Source organism: Devosia alba (genome assembly GCF_039938915.1).
GTDB lineage: Bacteria > Pseudomonadota > Alphaproteobacteria > Rhizobiales > Devosiaceae > Devosia > Devosia alba.
The window spans coordinates 1-15,269 of sequence record NZ_JBDUUI010000009.1; the positions used below are offsets into that span (position 1 = coordinate 1).

Genomic DNA, 15,269 nt, shown 5'->3' on the forward strand with positions numbered 1-15,269 from the left:
TGAAACCGAGACCACGCCGCACCCGCCCTCCCGCGAAGCGGGTTCGTGCATGGGGCGCAGAGCAGACGTTCAGCCAACCATCTCATACCTAGCCAATCGGTCTACTGCGGTCTTCTTCGTTCGCAATGTGACGTCTCTTCCTGGCAGGGCATGGAGATTGCCCCTCAGCGTATACCTCTTGAGGAAGCCACCGAGTAGAGTTTAACCTGCTCGTCATGAAGAGAGCCGGACGCGGCAGCACGCAGATCAGCGACGTATGAGTCGTTGATACCGACATTGGCCCAGCTCGGCCCAGAGTTGCGAAGCGCATCGTCCAATGCCAGCTGTTCGTTGTAGTGGGCACGCGCCATCTCGGATGGCGTCATGGGTGCAGCCCGGGCAACTGCCTTGGCTGCTTCAGTACCCTGCCCGGCGGCAAGTACATGTCTGGCGTGATCCAGCCTGGCGTTGATCGTGATCAAGGCAACGGGCAATCTTTCAATTGCGACGCGTCTATTCGGGCCCAGAGGCTCTCTGAGTTCTCTGGTGCCGACAATTGACCGAAGTTTGGGCGGGACGGTCCGGCGGGCACAATAGCGTCCGTCCCGGAATAGCAGATACGGAGTTTTTCGAGCCAATATGGCGTCCATTTGTAATGCAATTTGTAACGTCAAAATGGGCGCAACCCTTGAAAAAGCAAGAGCTTAAATGATTTCAAGGGGTTGGGATGGTGCTGCCGGACAGGATTGAACTGTCGGCCTCCCCATTACCAATGGGGTGCTCTACCACTGAGCTACGGCAGCAAATGTTACGCGGCAGGAATGCTCGGCGCGACGGGGGCTCTACTGCCATAGGGTCTGGCTCGACGCAAGGCAAAAAAACGCCTATCACCGGCTTCGACACCAACCCGAATCCATACCCTCCCATGACCAAATCCCAGCAGGCTGAGATTCGTGACCAAAGATTGGCCGCAAAGCTCCGCGAGAACCTCAAGCGCCGCAAGGGTCAGGCCAAGGCACGTTCCGGTTCGGAACAGCAGGCGCCCGATCCCCAACCGGCCCCCGAAACGGTCACGGTGAAGAAACCGTAAACCATTTTTGGGCGACTATCGACATCTTCAACGCTGAGTGCGGCGAGTCTGGCTTACGTGGCAACTAGGACTTGGCCTACCTCCATCCCCAGGTAGCAAGGGCAGCAGCCCGCCATATAGGACGACTAGACTATGGACCGTATCCGCTTGATCGGTGGCAATGCACTCAATGGCGAAATCGCCATTTCGGGTGCCAAGAATGCCGCTCTGCCCCTGATGATTGCCTCACTTCTGACCGACGAGCCGCTGGTGCTGCAGAATGTGCCGCGCCTTGCCGACGTCAAGCAGCTCGAACGCATTCTGGAGAACCACGGCGTCGACATCGCCGTGCATGGTCGCCGCCGCGGCGAGGACGAGATGGTCGGCCAGCGCATGACCTTCCACGCCGCCGATATCGTCGACACCACCGCGCCCTATGAACTGGTCTCCAAGATGCGCGCCAGTTTCTGGGTGATCGGTCCCCTGCTGGCGCGCTGCCACGAAGCCCGCGTCTCGCTGCCCGGCGGCTGTGCCATTGGCACCCGGCCGGTTGATCTGTTCCTGTTCGGGCTCAAGGCGCTCGGCGCCGAGATCGATATCGATGAGGGCTATGTCGTTGCCAGGGCGCCCAGCGGCGGCCTGATCGGCGCCACCATCATCTTCCCGAAGGTGTCGGTCGGCGCCACCCACACCATCCTGATGGCCGCCACCCTGGCCAAGGGCACGACAATCATCGAGAACGCTGCCTGCGAACCCGAAATCACCAATGTCGCCGAATGCCTGGTTGCCATGGGCGCGAGGATTTCCGGCATCGGTACCCGCACGCTCACCATCGAAGGCGTTGAGCGGTTGCATGGCGCCACGGTAGACGTGATCCCCGATCGTATCGAAACCGGCACCTTTGCCATGGCGACTGCCATGACCGGCGGCAATGTGCTGCTCAAGGGCGCGCGTCCCGAGCACCTGCAGGCTGCGCTCGATATTCTGGCCCGCACCGGGGTTGATCTCACTGTCGAATCCGGCGGCCTGCGCGTTCAGCGCAGTGACCAGCCCATTCTGCCCGTCGATGTCGAAACCGAGCCGTTCCCCGGCTTCCCCACCGATCTGCAGGCCCAGTTCATGGCCCTGATGACCATGAGCACCGGCACCAGCCATATCCGCGAAACCATTTTTGAGAACCGCTATATGCATGTCGCCGAACTGGTTCGCTTTGGCGCCGATATTTCGGTCGATGGTCAGCTGGCAACCATTCGCGGCAAGGCCCAGCTCAAGGGTGCGCAGGTGATGGCGACCGATCTGCGCGCCTCGGTGTCGCTGGTTATTGCCGGCCTCGCCGCCAAGGGCGAAACCATCGTCAACCGCATCTACCATCTCGATCGCGGCTTTGAGGGCCTGGAAGACAAGCTCAGCCGCTGCGGCGCCGAGATCGAGCGTGTCGCCGGCTAGCTGGTCCATCAGGCGGGCAGGCGCTGTCAGTCCAGCGTCTGCCGATAGCGCAGCATTGCCAGTAGCGAAAACACCACCAGAATCAGCGCCAGTGCGCCAAACTGGCCGGTGACATCGCCACTGTCGGCGCCTTTCAGCATCACCATGCGTACCAGCCGGATGAAATGGGTGGACGGCACGCCTGTGCCCAGCACTTGCGCCCAGCCCGGCATGCCGGCAAACGGGAACATGAAGCCCGACAGCAGGATCGAGGGCAGAATGGTGAAAAAGCTTAGCTGCATGGCCTGCATCTGGCTGCGTGCCACAGTCGAGATCAAAAATCCCAGCGCCAGATTGCCCAGCACGAACAGGTTGAAGCCGATGAAGAAGGCCAGGAAACTGCCTTCAAACGGCACCGAAAACAGCAGGAATGCCGCCGCCAGAAACACGACGGTCTGCCCGTAGCCCACCAGCACATAGGGCAGTATCTTGCCCAGCATCACTTCGAACGGCTTGACGGGGGTGGAGATCAGCATCTCCATGGTGCCGCGCTCATATTCCTTGACGATGGCCACCGCCGTGATCATCACCATGGTCATCGACAGGATGATGGCCAGCAGGCCCGGCACGATATTGGTCGAGGTTTTGCCCTCGGGATTGTATTGGCGGTGCACGATGACGCCAAACGGGGCAGGGGACCCCGCTACGCTGGCCAGTGGCCCGGTCAGCGTCTGCGACACCGCGCCATTGACGATGCCGCCCAGAGCGGCCGCCGCGCCCCCAACAGCGGCAGGGTCGGCCGCATCAGCCGCGATCAGGATGTCGGGGTGCAACCCCCGTACCACATCGCGCTCGAAATCGTCCGGGATCACCACCACGAAGCTGGCCGCGCCGCGTCGCAGTGCGTCCTCGCCCGCTTCCGGGCCATGCACCACGCCGGCAAAGTCGAAATAGCCTGAGGTTTCCATGCCCGCCAGCACGGCGCGCACCAGCGGCCCGTCATCATTGACTTCGATCAATGTCGGCAAGTGGCGGGGATCGGCATTGATGGCATAGCCGAACAGCAGCAGTTGCATGATGGGCAGGCCGATCATCATGGCAAAGGTGACGCGGTCGCGCTGCATCTGGATGAATTCCTTGGCCAGCACCGCCACAAAGCGGGAGAGGGAAAACCAGCTCATGCAACGTCCCGCGAAAAATTGTCCTGCGCCCCGGCCATCAGATAGATGAACGCCTCTTCCAGCCCCGCCGGCTGCAGGCTCCAGCGCTGCGGTCCCCTGGTCTCGAACCGCTTGACCGTGCTCGCCAGTGCCGCCGCGTCAATGCCCGATACGTGCAATGTCGAGCCGAAGCGGGCGATCTGCGCCACCCCGGCCTGTCCCACCAGCTCGGTCTCCAGCGCCGCCAGGTGAGGGCCCTCGGCGCGCCAGGTGGTCAGACCCACCTGGGCCGGAATATCGGCTGCCGGGCCGTCGATCAGCTTCTTGCCATAGGCGATATAGGTGATGAAGTCGCACTGCACGGCCTCGTCCATGTAGTGGGTCGAGACCAGCACTGTGACGCCGGTCTGGCTCAATCGCCTTATTTCGTCCCAGAAGTCGCGCCGTGCTTTGGGATCAACGCCCGCCGTGGGTTCATCGAGCAGCAGCAATTGCGGGTCGTGGATCAGGCAGGCCGCCAGCGCCAGGCGCTGCTTCCAGCCACCCGACAAAGTGCCGGCCAATTGTCCGGCGCGGTCGGCCAGTCCCAGTTCCTCCAGCGCCTTCGTTACCCGCGCCTTGCGGTTGCTGATGCCGTACATCCGGGCCACGAAATCCAGATTCTCGCGAATCGACAGATCTTCGTAGAGGCTGAACTTCTGCGTCATGTAGCCGACCTGCTTCTTGATCTCGCCGGCCTGCCTGCGCACATCAAACCCCAGGCACGTGCCTTCCCCTGCGTCGGGCACCAGCAGGCCGCACAGCATGCGGATAGTCGTCGTCTTGCCCGAGCCATTGGGCCCTAGAAAGCCGTAGATCGCGCCGCGCGGCACGGTGATGTCGAACGCGTCAACCACCAGCTTGTCACCAAACCGCTTGCTCATCCCGCGCACGTCGATAACCCCGGCTGCGCTCATCGCGTCACCGTAACCGGTTGACCCGGTTGCAGCGTGCCGGGCGCCGCCAGCTCGGCTTCCACCAGATAGACCAGCCGTCCCCGTTCCTCGCGCGAATAGATCACGGGCGGGGTCGTCTGCGGCGTCTGTGCCAGATAGCTGATGGTGGCGCGCATGGCCGCGCAGCCATCGCATCCCACCTGCACCTCATCGCCCAATGCCAGGCCGGCGCGATCAGATTCGGGCACGAAAAACCGCGCTTTCAATGCCCCCGCCGGCAGGATGGTCACCACCGGTGCGCCTCCGGCCATTTCCCCGGCGCTGAAAAACAGCCGGTCAACCAGACCATCCACCGGCGACGTGGTCTGGCGATCGGCGAAATCCAATGCCGCCCGGTGCGCATCGGCCCGCGCTGCAGTGAGATTGGCTTCCGCAGCCAGCTGCTGGGCATTGCGCGCCGGCAATTTGGCGACCCCGATCTGGGCGGCCAACTGGTCAACCTGAGCATGGGCTGCATTGAGGGCCGCCCGGTCCTGTTCGACACGCACCTCGGGTACCGTTCCGGCCGCCAGCAGCTTCTCGCTGCGGGCAAGATTGGATCGCGCCAGCACCAGATCTGACTGCGCCTTGCCTAGGGCGGCCTGGATGACATCGATTTCCTGCGCCCGGCTGCCCGTTACCAGATTGTCCAGCGTCGCCTCGGCTGACGCTACCCTTGCCTCAGCAGCGTCCAGCAAGGCCTGGTGCTGCCGCGCATCGAGCGTGAATAGGACTTGCCCTGCCGTGACGGACGCGCCTTCTTCCACGGCGATATCAACAATGCGGCCGCCACTGGCCGGCGCCACATAGACATAATCGGCCTCGAGATAGCCGATATAGCCGCCCTCCACAGGCGCGCTGCCCGGCAGCAGCGCCATCAGGGCGGCCAGAATGCCGGCAAAAAATGTGTTCATGGCCGTGCCTCGCTGATGCCATAAAACAGAATGTCGAGATGGTTCTTGAGCAGGCGCTCCAGCGCCAAGCCATCAGCCGGTCGCAGGTCGAACAATTCGCTCATCGCAAGATGGGCCAGCAGCGGTCCGATCACCGAACGAACCGCCATTTCCGGATCGATGGGCCGCAGGTGACCATTGGCGACGCCGCGCGCCAACAGGGTTTCCAACGCAGGGCGGACCTTGTCGAGCACCTCGCGCCGATACATGGCCGCCAGCTCGGGAAACCGCGAGACTTCGCTCAGGATCAGCTTGGGCACAGCCAGTTTGGCCGGGTCGGCCAAATGCCGACACAACATCGTCAGCAATTGGGTGATGGCCTCGCGCGGATCGCCGGCAAAATGGGCAAGGCTATCCACAGCGTGGTTGGCAATCGGTGCGAGGGCGCGCTGCACGATGCCCTCTAACAGCGCTTCCTTGGAGGGAAAATACAAATAAACCAGCCCTTTGGAGACTCCGGCGGCGCGGGCCACCTCGTCCACCTTGGTGGCGGCAAAGCCTTTTTCGACGAACATCGCAAGGGCGGCGTCGAGCACTTCATCGGGCCGAGCCTCGGCGCGACGCCGGAATTTCTTGGGCTTTTCGTTCATCGCAATCTCCAGACCCTTCAATATATAACTGACTGGTCAGTCATTAGGAAGGGGGTTTTGCGCAGATATTGACTCTCGGCTTTTTGCCGTGCCGCATTGCTCAATAGGCGTCAAACTTGTAGATCGGAGGCGGGGTGGCCAGATACGGTCCATCCAATTCAAAGGCCGACCATCCATGACCGACCTCAAGCTTCTGGCACTCGATACTGAAGACCTCGAAGTCATCTCCGCCCATGTGCAGGATGCCGTCGTGCGCGTTGCCGACATGGGCTATGCGCGCGCCGATCGCCGCTTTGCGCTGCTGATGAACCGCTTCGATTGGAATTCGGGCAAGACCCACCGGGACAAGGGCGTGCGCAAACGCGCCGCGCTGCATTTTGATTCCGTCCAGTCCGTCGTCACCAGTGGCTATGATCCCGCAGCCGCCGAAGGCGTGCTGGAACTGCTGGCCATCACCTTCAAGCCGATTGACGGGCCCGCCGGCATCATCGAACTCAGCTTTGCTGGCGGTGGCACCGTTCGACTCGGTGTTGAGTGCCTGGAAGCCAGGCTCAGCGATCTGGGTGGCGCCTGGGCCGCAGCGGCCAAGCCGGCCCACTCTCTCGACTGAGGACTGCTGATGCCTATTCGTCTCGACAGTGCCGACCCCGATTTCGAGCAGCGCTTCGTGCAACTGCTTGAGGGCAAGCGCGAAGCCAGCCAGGACGTCAACGACACCGTGGCGGCCATCATTGCCGATGTACGCCGGCGCGGCGACGTGGCGGTGGTGGAACTGACCAACAAGTTTGATCGCTCCCATGTTGCGCCCGACACGCTGGCCATCTCCGCCGACGAGATTGCCCGTGCCGCTGCCAGTGTACCCGACACGATCCGCGCGGCGCTGCAGACCGCCCATGACCGCATCTGGGCACACCACGTCAAACAGAAGCCGGAAGACCACATCTATACCGACCATCTCGGCGTCACGCTGGGGACCCGCTGGACCCCGGTTGATGCCGTCGGCATCTATGTGCCGGGCGGCCTGGCCTCCTACCCCTCTTCAGTTTTGATGAATGCGGTGCCAGCCCAGGTCGCCGGCGTGGCGCGCATCGCCATGGTCGTGCCCACCCCCAATGGCGAGATCAACCCCGCCATTCTGCTGGCCGCCCAGATCGCTGGCGTGACCGAGATTTACCGCATTGGCGGCGCCCAGGCCGTCGCCGCGCTGGCCTATGGCACCGCATCCATTGCCAGGGTCGACAAGGTCGTGGGGCCGGGCAATGCCTATGTCGCCACCGCCAAGCGTCAGGTTTTCGGCCAGGTCGGTATTGACATGATTGCCGGCCCCTCCGAGGTGCTGGTCATCGCCGATGGCTCGGCCAACCCGGCCTGGGTCGCCGCCGATCTCATCGCCCAGGCCGAGCACGGCGCCGGGGCCCAATCCATCCTGGTCACCACAGAAAAGGGCCTGGCCGATACCGTTGCTGCCGAGGTCGACCGCCAGCTTGCCCTGTTGCCCAAGCAAGAGATCGCCCGCCAGGGCTGGGACGAATTTGGCGCCATCATCACCGTGGCTTCGCTTGATGAAGCCGCGCTGCTGGCCAATCGCATTGCCTCCGAACATGTCGAACTGGCCATCAACGATCCGCAGGGCCTGTTGCCCGCCATCCGCCACGCTGGCGCGATCTTTTTGGGCCACCACACGCCCGAAGCCATTGGCGACTATGTCGGCGGCTCCAACCACGTGCTCCCCACCGCCCGTTCGGCACGTTTTGCCTCGGGCCTGGGCGTGCTCGATTTCATGAAGCGCACCTCCATTCTCGGCTGCGATCCGTCCTCGCTTTCCGCGCTCTCGGAGGCGGCCGTCACCATTGCCGAGGTTGAAGCGCTGCACGGGCACGGGCAGTCCATTTCCATTCGCCTGAACCGCTGAGCATGCTGGTGGGCACGAACACGCGCGCCACGTCCGATTCTGCCAGCACCGATCGTCTGGTGACCGTCACGCTCGATCCCAATACCATCACCTCGATCAATCCTGACGAGGTGCATGAATGGCGGGTCGCCATCTACGACCTGCTCGAAGACAACAACTTCCGGCCCGCCCGCGTCAGTGCCACCGGGCCGTTTGCCTTGCATATCTCCATCATCGGCAATTCCATCGTGCTCGATGTGCGCAACCCCGACACTTTCCAGCCCATTGCGGCGCATTATCTGTCGCTGACCCCGTTCCGCCGGCTGATCCGCGACTATTTCCGCATTCGCGACGCTTATTACGAAGCCATTCGGTCCGCCCAGCCATTCCAGATCGAGACTGTCGACATGGCCCGGCGCGGCCTGCACAACGAAGCCGCCGAACTGCTGCGCAGCCGACTCGACAATAAGCTGATCATCGATCTGAACACCGCCAGACGTCTGTTCACCCTGATCTGCGCCGTGCAGCCCTATGCCAGCCGCATCGATGAGAGCACCTCCATGCTGCCCACCGTGCTGTTTGTCTGCTCGATGAATGCGGTGCGCTCGCCCATCGCCGCTGCGCTCGCCCGCAAGGCCTTTCCCGGCCGCATCATTGCCCGCTCGGTGGGGGTCAATGGCGGCAAGGTCGATCAGTTCGTCCATCAGGTCATGGAGGAGGTGGGCATTGATATGAGCGTGCACACGCCACACACGCTCGATGAGCTGGTGGCCAGCCATTTTGATCTGGTGATCTGCCTGTCCGATGACGCGCTCGAAGCGGTGACGCGCAAGGATCTCGAGGCGGGCGCCATCGAGCATTGGGATGTGCCCGATCCCTCGCTGGTCGAGGGCAATCGCGAGGTTGTCCTGGGCGCCTATCGAGCTTTGCGCGACATGCTTTCCAGGCGGGTTCGCGAGCGCTTGGAGTCACTGGTTTCCGGTGGTTCACAAACCCGATAAATTGAAGTAGGTTCCGCCCAATTTCCGACCTCTGGCGCGCCAATCCGAGCAGCGCGGGGTCTTATCTGGAGACAGTATGGCAAAGGAAGAAGTGCTCGAATTCCCGGGCGTGGTAATGGAATTGCTTCCCAACGCGACCTTTCGGGTCAAGTTGGAGAACGACCATGAGATCATCGCCCACACCGCCGGTCGCATGCGCAAGAATCGCATTCGCGTCCTCGCCGGTGACAAGGTCCTGTGCGAAATGACGCCCTATGACCTCACCAAGGGCCGCATCACCTACCGCTTCAAATAGTTTGGCGCGACCGCCCGAAGGGTGGACAAAACGATTCAGTGGATCGTTTTGAGCGAATGAACGCCCTGAGCCACGCGAAGGGCCCAGTCCCTCAACGGAGTTCGACCTCATGGCCAGCCGTCCGGACCTGATCCTGGCCTCCGCCTCCCCGCGCCGGCTGGCTCTGCTCAACCAGATTGGCATTGAACCCGAGCACCTGGTGCCCGCCCATGTCGATGAGACGCCTGAAAAGGGCGAACTGCCGCGCAAGCTGGCCCAACGCCTTGCCGATCTCAAGGCGCTGACCGCCCAGCACAAGGCCCGCTCTGCTGGTTTTGGCGTGGGTGCGCTCGTGCTCGGCGCCGACACCGTCGTCGCCGTCGGGCGGCGCATCCTGCCCAAGGCCGAAACCATGCAGGAGGCCAGCGAGTGCCTGTCCCTGCTCTCGGGCCGGGCCCACCGGGTCTATACCGGCCTGACCGTGCTGACGCCCTCGGGCGCCAGGCGGCAGCGCCTGGTGGAAACCCGGATCCGCTTCAAGCGCCTCTCCAGCCGCGAAATGGAAGCCTATCTGGCCAGCGCCGAATGGCGGGGCAAGGCTGGCGGCTACGCCATCCAGGGCATCGCCGCGGCCTTTGTTGTCAAACTCTCCGGTTCCTATTCCGGTGTCGTTGGTCTGCCCCTGATGGAAACCGCCCAACTGCTGGCCGGCGAGGGCTACCCCGTCCATTTCAACTGGCTCAACCAGTCCACCCTGTCCGGTGTCTGATGAGCGAACCTGTCACACCGCTCCGCCCGTGCCCGATCTGCGGCAAGCCTGCCGTGGAGGCCTTTAAGCCCTTCTGCTCCAAGCGGTGCGCCGATGTGGACCTGCACCGCTGGCTGACCGGCGGCTACGTCATTCCGGCGCGCGATGATGAACTGCTGCCCGACACCGATGGCGCCAATTACGGCGACGACGAAGACAACAATATCTGAGCCCATCCTGGTCCTGCCGCCCCGCCCTTTGTCCCGCTGTCCGCTGGCTTTCCGGCGCCGATCGCAAACTCCTTTTCCACATGCCCTTTTCCCGCTTGCACGGCAAAAACCCATCCCCTATAAGGCCCATGGCTTCAAGCCGGGCGGACCTCCCGCCCACTTGCCCGGGTAGCTCAGTTGGTAGAGCAGCGGATTGAAAATCCGCGTGTCACTGGTTCGATTCCGGTCCCGGGCACCACAATTTCATTAGTTAAATCAGACACTTGTGGCCTTCGGCAGTTGCCTTGATGTTCGATGCGTGTGCCATCCTTGTGCCAGTGTATCCCCAGCATTTCCGAGCACTTCTCGACACCCTCGGCGAATCCATGGCACATGAAATGGCACATGGAAGCCAGAAACCCGCCAGGGACCAAACCGATCGGCCATCTAGCCTCTGTTCTTGACGAGGAAGGCGGGCGCCTGGATTGAGCGAGCCCGAATATATCGTCTACATTGATGAGGCCGGCGAGCCGGGCCTTCACAAGGTACGCCCCGACGATCCCGATGGCTCCAGTGAATGGCTCACTCTAGGCGCTGTTTTAGTCAGGGCAAAGCGAGAGCCTGAGATCGTGGATTGGGTGAAGCATCTTCGCACGACCATCGGGGCAACGCAGGGTCCGGAGTTGCACTTCAGAAACCTCAGCGACACGCGGAAGGTCCAAGCCTGCGCTGCCATGTCGGCGCTGCCGCTCCGGGCCTTTTGCATTGCTTCAAATAAGCGGAACATGAAGGGCTATCACAACGCGAAGGCCACCAAAATTCCTTCGCAGGAGTGGTTCTATAACTGGCTCAGTCGCCTTGTGCTGGAGCGTGTGAGCGACTTGGTTTGGCGGCAGTCGATGAAGGAACACGGCAAACCGAGCCTGGTGAAGATCATCTTCTCTCACAAGGGTGGGCATGCCTACAGCCAGACCAGAGCCTATGTCGAATATCTGAAGCGCCAAGAGACCAGCGGCACAACGGTGCTGATCAAGAGAGAAATTCGGCCTCAAGTCCTGAGCATGTGGCAGATCGAGCATGAGCGCTCCAAGTTTTCGGCCGGAGCACAGCTTGCCGACGTGATCGCCAGCGCGTTTTACTTTGCGTCGGACGGCAACTATCAACGGCCCCCATTTATCGAGCCTGCCAAGCAGCTTTGGTCCATCATGGCACGGGAACGAGGCCGCGTTGACGATTACGGGCTGGCGTTGATGCCGACGCCATTCCAGTCAGAACTGGTGTTGGTCCAAAAGAGGATATTCGAGTATTACGGCCACGTGTTGTCCGGCAGGTGAGGGAAGGCGGCAGGCCCCGGCCCTTGTTGCATCGCCGAGCGTTCAAAGGCTGCCGCTCTGGGACAACCGTCTCGGAATTGCCTTCCCTCACTGAAGGGGACGGCTAAGGGTAAATCCGGCGTATCCTGCCGACTCGCACCTTGAATCAAGCCGGAGTCCGCGTCAACACCATGGCGATCTGGTACAGGTCAGCGACCGCCGATAACGGGACTTAACGAAAAGCCCAGCGCCCATGACGAACAAGGGTCGGGTCCTACCAAGGGGCCGATCGTGCTGGGGCCCGGGATATACGAGTAAGTACGAGACGAGGTGCAGCGCTCAGGATCTGTGGTGCGGCCCGACGGCCGGAAGGCTCATGTGCGGCCCATTAGGCCTGAGGAGGAGAGCCTTCGCGACACCCTGGGTTCAGAGTGCGCTGCCCGATATCTTTAGGCATTTTCATCGCCTAAGTCTACAAGTAAGGCCGGATGGAGGGCATATCGGGGTCCGTCTCAGCGATCAGGCGAGCATATTTCTCTGCCTGTTGCCTGGTGCCGCCTTCAACTGCCGCCAAGAAGGCTTCGCGCCAAGCATTCACCCGAAGGTCGTCGCCGGCAGGCACATCGACCATAGCATCCTCGATGACGTGCATTGCTTCAGCAAACTGGCGCCGTCCTCGTAGCGCCGCAGCCTCTCGGATGGTTGGCGTCAACACAGATTCGTCCATCGGGTCCTCCATAAGGCGCAAACGCCACTTGGCAAGGCATTTAGGCTAGAGGCCAGAACAAAGCAATTCACCGACGCTGCAACCGTCGCGGAAACGCGCCGCGGCTACAAGAATCCGGATCCTGCATGATCCTTGTACCGATCGGCCCGCCGGATATAGGTCCGCACCGTCCTGGGATCTACATGGCGTGACACGTCCATAATCCGGTTCAGGTCGGCGCCGCGGTCGGCGGCAGACGTGACAAACCCAGCGCGCAGGGAATGCCCACTGAACCCCGCCACCTCGAGCCCGGCCAGCTTGGCATAGCGCTTCACCACATTGGCGACGGTATGGCCGGTGATGGCATCTTCCCCAACCTTGCCGCTGCGCGACACCGACCGGAATATCGGACCCGTGGTGATGCCTGCAGCCACCAGCCAGGTGCGGAGCGCTTGCACGGGCAGAAGGTGGGTGCCGTGGGGTACAGCCACCGTTTTGCCCTGTCCCTCCTGATCGGTCTTGCTGCGCCGGATAAGCACGTCCACCCCGGCCTCACCATAGGTCAGATCATCGACATTGAGCGCGGCCAGCTCGCTGCGTCGGAACGCGCCGGCAAAGCCCAGCAGCAACATGGCACGGTCCCGTTTGCCCGCCATGGTATCGGGGACATGCGCAATCATGGTGAGGATGCGCTCTGCGGTCGCCGGCTGCTTCTGGACGGGTGCCACGCCAACCTCGCGCCGAATGCCGCGCATGACGTTCTGAACCGCCTCGGCATCGGTCGGGGAGAGGAGCCCGGCGGTCTTGTGTGCCCACCGGATCGCTGCAGCTTTCTGGGCGATCGATGACACCTTGCGGCCGGCATCTGCCTCGGCGGAGAGAAAGTCCACAACGGTGGTGACGTCGGCCGGGACTGCCTGCAGGTCGTGGGCGCTGCACCAGGCCTCGAATGACCGCAGTGCGGAGCCATAGGCCCGCAGGGTGCCGTCGCTCTTGGAGGCCCTTGCATAACGCCTGGCGCTGTCCCCTGGGGTAGGGATGGTCACCAGAGCCAGCGATGCTGATGCTGCGTCGATGCGGGCAACATAGTTCATGGGTATTCCTCCGTTGTGGAGCAGCGGCGCCCCGATTTGCGCCCGTCTTTACCGGGGCGTCCTGCGAACCGTGGGGGTCCACCCAGACAGGTCGGGCATGGGGTCATAGTCGGCATGCTCCCCGGTGACCGGGTTGAACTCGCGGCTGCGGCCGACAAGGAACTTTGGATTTTTCATGTCCGGCACATTCCAGATGCGACGGACCCGGAACCAAGGCTTCGGCGAGTCATCCGTGTAGAGGCCTGCCTGCACGGTCCAGCCATCGCAGGGCCCGGACGTTTCGTTGATCAGGTCGACCAGACCGGCCAGGTGGAAGTCCAGACGCTGCTGTCGCGTCATGGTCTCGACCGGCGCGGCAATGACGACAGGGATGGCAGCCGATGCGCCAATGAAGGGGAGTGCCTGCAGGATCAGGCGACGGGTGATGTTCATGGCTGCACCTCACCGCGCAGGGCCTCGATGGCATCGATCGCCAAGTTGATGATGTGGTCGGCATCTTCGGCCAGCCAGCTCATAGCATCCCGCTCAGATCTCTCCGCCAGAGCCTCAGCTGCCATCATGAGCGCGGCGCACCGCGTCTTGGCGCAGCCCAGCGTGTCCTCGATGCTGATCAGCTTGACGCTGTCGATGGTGAGATCACGACGGGACATTCCGGGCTCGACCGGCCGGGCGGCGCCGGGCGTGATTTGTCTTCTGAGGGCGTCATCAGTATGGGTGTGGTCGGTCATCTGTCGTTCCTTCAAATGGTGGATTGGTGATCAGGCTCGGCTTGGGATTGCCCTCCCTGGCCGGGCCGCTTTGCTTCAGGCGTATTCGTGAACCTTGACGGCAGCGCCGCCGATCAGGACTGGCTTGGGGGAGGCGGGTACTGCGAAGGCCGCGCCGCTGTCGCGCTCACCACGCTCGAAGAAGGCGGCCAGGGCTGCGTCGGTGGTGATCTGGGAAAGGCGGACGGTGGCGGGGCGGTTGGTCAGCATTTGCTTGCTCCTATTGGGTTGATGTGATACCTATAGATCACTGTTATCCCAATAGTCAATACCTTTGGATCATTATGGATCAAAAAGATCATCGTGTCACCGGTCGGCAGATTGCGGCGGCCCGCGCACTGTCCGGCATTTCTCAATCTGAGCTCGCGTCATTGGCCAAGATATCCATCCCGACCCTGAAGCGGATGGAGGCGAGCCCAGGTGTAGCCTCAGGCATGGCCAACAACGTCGCAGCTGTCCGATCTGCACTTGAAGCGGCCGGCGTGGCGTTCCTGGACGAAGGCGACAAAGTTGATGGTGGGCCAGGCGTTCGGCTTCACAGGAAGCCGATCGACAACGGCTATATCGACGTCGACGACAATCGGAATTGAGGCAGAAGGGCCAGATTACTTCCCCGAACGAACTGGCCCCGCTGAAGGTGCTCATAGCCAGCGAAAAGCCTCGCCTAATAGGTATCGACGGCATGAACGGTGTGGGAAAATCCCGGCGCATAGCAAGGCACCTTGGCTTACCAGTAATCGCACTCGACGATTTCCTTTTGGGCAACGGCGAGTTCATCGGCGGCATTAAATATGCCGCGCTGCGCGCCGCCATTGGGAGCGCCGAAAGACCGGCAATAGTTGAAGGCTGTTGCCTCTTGGCGGTACTGGCCCAGATCGACGTAAGCATTGACCTGCATGTCTATGCCCGACGGGTGAGCGACGGCGGCCTCTGGTACGAGCGGGATGTCGGAGAAGGCGACGATCCTGACCACGCCCTGAAAGTCGAGCGAGCCATAGCGCGCTCCGTAAGAGGCTCTCGCACGGGACTGCCGTTCGACCTAATCCGGTACCACGCGATTTATAGGCCGGCGCAGCGGGCTGATATTATCGTCGACCTGGTGGAGCGGCCCGCAGA

The 15,269-nt window shown here is 62.2% G+C and carries 21 protein-coding genes and 2 tRNA genes; 11 read left to right on the forward strand and 12 right to left on the reverse strand.

Annotated elements, in window-relative coordinates:
- Positions 1-164: 164 nt before the first annotated feature.
- Both ABFY71_RS19420 and ABFY71_RS13330 read right to left on the reverse strand, forming a co-directional pair.
- Complete coding sequence (locus ABFY71_RS19420) at positions 165-461, reverse strand: hypothetical protein (RefSeq protein WP_347946533.1); 297 nt, start codon at positions 459-461, stop codon at positions 165-167.
- A gap of 246 nt (positions 462-707) precedes the next feature.
- Positions 708-782, reverse strand: a tRNA-Thr gene (locus ABFY71_RS13330).
- Between the two features lie 122 nt (positions 783-904).
- Between ABFY71_RS13330 and ABFY71_RS13335 the strand changes: the two genes are divergently transcribed.
- Positions 905-1,069, forward strand: coding sequence for a hypothetical protein (locus ABFY71_RS13335; RefSeq protein ID WP_305581183.1), 165 nt, complete (start codon positions 905-907; stop codon positions 1,067-1,069).
- Between the two features lie 132 nt (positions 1,070-1,201).
- The gene (gene murA, locus ABFY71_RS13340) at positions 1,202-2,494 is read left to right on the forward strand and encodes a UDP-N-acetylglucosamine 1-carboxyvinyltransferase (protein ID WP_347946534.1); all 1,293 of its coding nucleotides are present in this window, start codon (positions 1,202-1,204) and stop codon (positions 2,492-2,494) included.
- A 26-nt stretch (positions 2,495-2,520) separates the two neighbouring features.
- Here the strand turns inward: murA and ABFY71_RS13345 are convergent, their stop codons facing one another.
- From ABFY71_RS13345 to ABFY71_RS13360, 4 genes are read right to left on the reverse strand one after another with little or no spacing between them, the layout of a single operon-like run.
- Complete coding sequence (locus ABFY71_RS13345; protein WP_347946535.1) at positions 2,521-3,654, reverse strand: ABC transporter permease; 1,134 nt, start codon at positions 3,652-3,654, stop codon at positions 2,521-2,523.
- Positions 3,651-4,589, reverse strand: coding sequence for an ABC transporter ATP-binding protein (locus tag ABFY71_RS13350; RefSeq protein WP_347946536.1), 939 nt, complete (start codon positions 4,587-4,589; stop codon positions 3,651-3,653). Before ABFY71_RS13350 ends, ABFY71_RS13345 begins: the two co-directional genes overlap by 4 nt.
- A complete protein-coding gene (locus ABFY71_RS13355; protein WP_347946537.1) occupies positions 4,586-5,521 on the reverse strand; it encodes an HlyD family secretion protein in 936 nt (311 codons plus the stop codon). Before ABFY71_RS13355 ends, ABFY71_RS13350 begins: the two co-directional genes overlap by 4 nt.
- Positions 5,518-6,150, reverse strand: coding sequence for a TetR/AcrR family transcriptional regulator (locus ABFY71_RS13360; protein ID WP_347946538.1), 633 nt, complete (start codon positions 6,148-6,150; stop codon positions 5,518-5,520). The genes ABFY71_RS13355 and ABFY71_RS13360 overlap by 4 nt, the downstream gene beginning before the upstream one ends.
- Positions 6,151-6,325: 175 nt before the next feature.
- On the opposite strand from ABFY71_RS13360, the gene ABFY71_RS13365 reads away from it, so the two are divergent.
- The 8 genes from ABFY71_RS13365 (at position 6,326) to ABFY71_RS13400 (ending at position 11,607) form a co-directional block, all read left to right on the forward strand.
- Positions 6,326-6,760 carry a DUF2948 family protein gene (locus ABFY71_RS13365; RefSeq protein ID WP_347946539.1) on the forward strand — a complete coding sequence of 145 codons (435 nt, stop codon included), beginning with the start codon at positions 6,326-6,328 and terminating at the stop codon, positions 6,758-6,760.
- 9 nt (positions 6,761-6,769) lie between these two features.
- The gene (hisD, locus tag ABFY71_RS13370) at positions 6,770-8,062 is read left to right on the forward strand and encodes a histidinol dehydrogenase (protein WP_347946540.1); all 1,293 of its coding nucleotides are present in this window, start codon (positions 6,770-6,772) and stop codon (positions 8,060-8,062) included.
- A gap of 8 nt (positions 8,063-8,070) precedes the next feature.
- Positions 8,071-9,042, forward strand: a complete 972-nt coding sequence (locus tag ABFY71_RS13375; RefSeq protein WP_347946541.1) for a UPF0262 family protein — start codon at positions 8,071-8,073, stop codon at positions 9,040-9,042.
- A gap of 76 nt (positions 9,043-9,118) precedes the next feature.
- A complete protein-coding gene (gene infA / locus ABFY71_RS13380) occupies positions 9,119-9,337 on the forward strand; it encodes a translation initiation factor IF-1 (protein ID WP_046109701.1) in 219 nt (72 codons plus the stop codon).
- 109 nt (positions 9,338-9,446) lie between these two features.
- Entirely contained in the window at positions 9,447-10,085 is a 639-nt protein-coding gene (locus tag ABFY71_RS13385) for a Maf family nucleotide pyrophosphatase (RefSeq protein ID WP_305581163.1), read from the forward strand.
- Positions 10,085-10,294: a DNA gyrase inhibitor YacG gene (gene yacG / locus ABFY71_RS13390; RefSeq protein ID WP_347946542.1), complete on the forward strand. Its 210-nt coding sequence runs from the start codon at positions 10,085-10,087 to the stop codon at positions 10,292-10,294. The genes ABFY71_RS13385 and yacG overlap by 1 nt, the downstream gene beginning before the upstream one ends.
- A gap of 162 nt (positions 10,295-10,456) precedes the next feature.
- A tRNA-Phe gene (locus tag ABFY71_RS13395) sits at positions 10,457-10,532 on the forward strand.
- Between the two features lie 226 nt (positions 10,533-10,758).
- Positions 10,759-11,607, forward strand: a complete 849-nt coding sequence (locus ABFY71_RS13400) for a DUF3800 domain-containing protein (RefSeq protein ID WP_347946543.1) — start codon at positions 10,759-10,761, stop codon at positions 11,605-11,607.
- A gap of 451 nt (positions 11,608-12,058) precedes the next feature.
- Here ABFY71_RS13400 and ABFY71_RS13405 read toward each other — a convergent pair whose 3' ends face one another.
- The 5 genes from ABFY71_RS13405 to ABFY71_RS13425 form a co-directional block, all read right to left on the reverse strand.
- The gene (locus ABFY71_RS13405) at positions 12,059-12,313 is read right to left on the reverse strand and encodes a hypothetical protein (RefSeq protein WP_347946544.1); all 255 of its coding nucleotides are present in this window, start codon (positions 12,311-12,313) and stop codon (positions 12,059-12,061) included.
- 104 nt (positions 12,314-12,417) lie between these two features.
- Positions 12,418-13,386: a site-specific integrase gene (locus ABFY71_RS13410; RefSeq protein WP_347946545.1), complete on the reverse strand. Its 969-nt coding sequence runs from the start codon at positions 13,384-13,386 to the stop codon at positions 12,418-12,420.
- A gap of 48 nt (positions 13,387-13,434) precedes the next feature.
- Entirely contained in the window at positions 13,435-13,818 is a 384-nt protein-coding gene (locus ABFY71_RS13415) for a hypothetical protein (RefSeq protein WP_347946546.1), read from the reverse strand.
- Complete coding sequence (locus ABFY71_RS13420; protein WP_347946547.1) at positions 13,815-14,114, reverse strand: hypothetical protein; 300 nt, start codon at positions 14,112-14,114, stop codon at positions 13,815-13,817. The genes ABFY71_RS13415 and ABFY71_RS13420 overlap by 4 nt, the downstream gene beginning before the upstream one ends.
- Before the next feature lie 75 nt (positions 14,115-14,189).
- Entirely contained in the window at positions 14,190-14,363 is a 174-nt protein-coding gene (locus ABFY71_RS13425) for a hypothetical protein (RefSeq protein ID WP_347946548.1), read from the reverse strand.
- 74 nt (positions 14,364-14,437) lie between these two features.
- Here ABFY71_RS13425 and ABFY71_RS13430 point away from each other — a divergent pair, with 74 nt between their 5' ends.
- A complete protein-coding gene (locus ABFY71_RS13430) occupies positions 14,438-14,743 on the forward strand; it encodes a helix-turn-helix transcriptional regulator (RefSeq protein WP_347946549.1) in 306 nt (101 codons plus the stop codon).
- 137 nt (positions 14,744-14,880) lie between these two features.
- On the opposite strand, the gene ABFY71_RS13435 is transcribed toward ABFY71_RS13430, so the two are convergent.
- A complete protein-coding gene (locus ABFY71_RS13435) occupies positions 14,881-15,126 on the reverse strand; it encodes a hypothetical protein (RefSeq protein WP_347946550.1) in 246 nt (81 codons plus the stop codon).
- Positions 15,127-15,269: the final 143 nt, after the last annotated feature.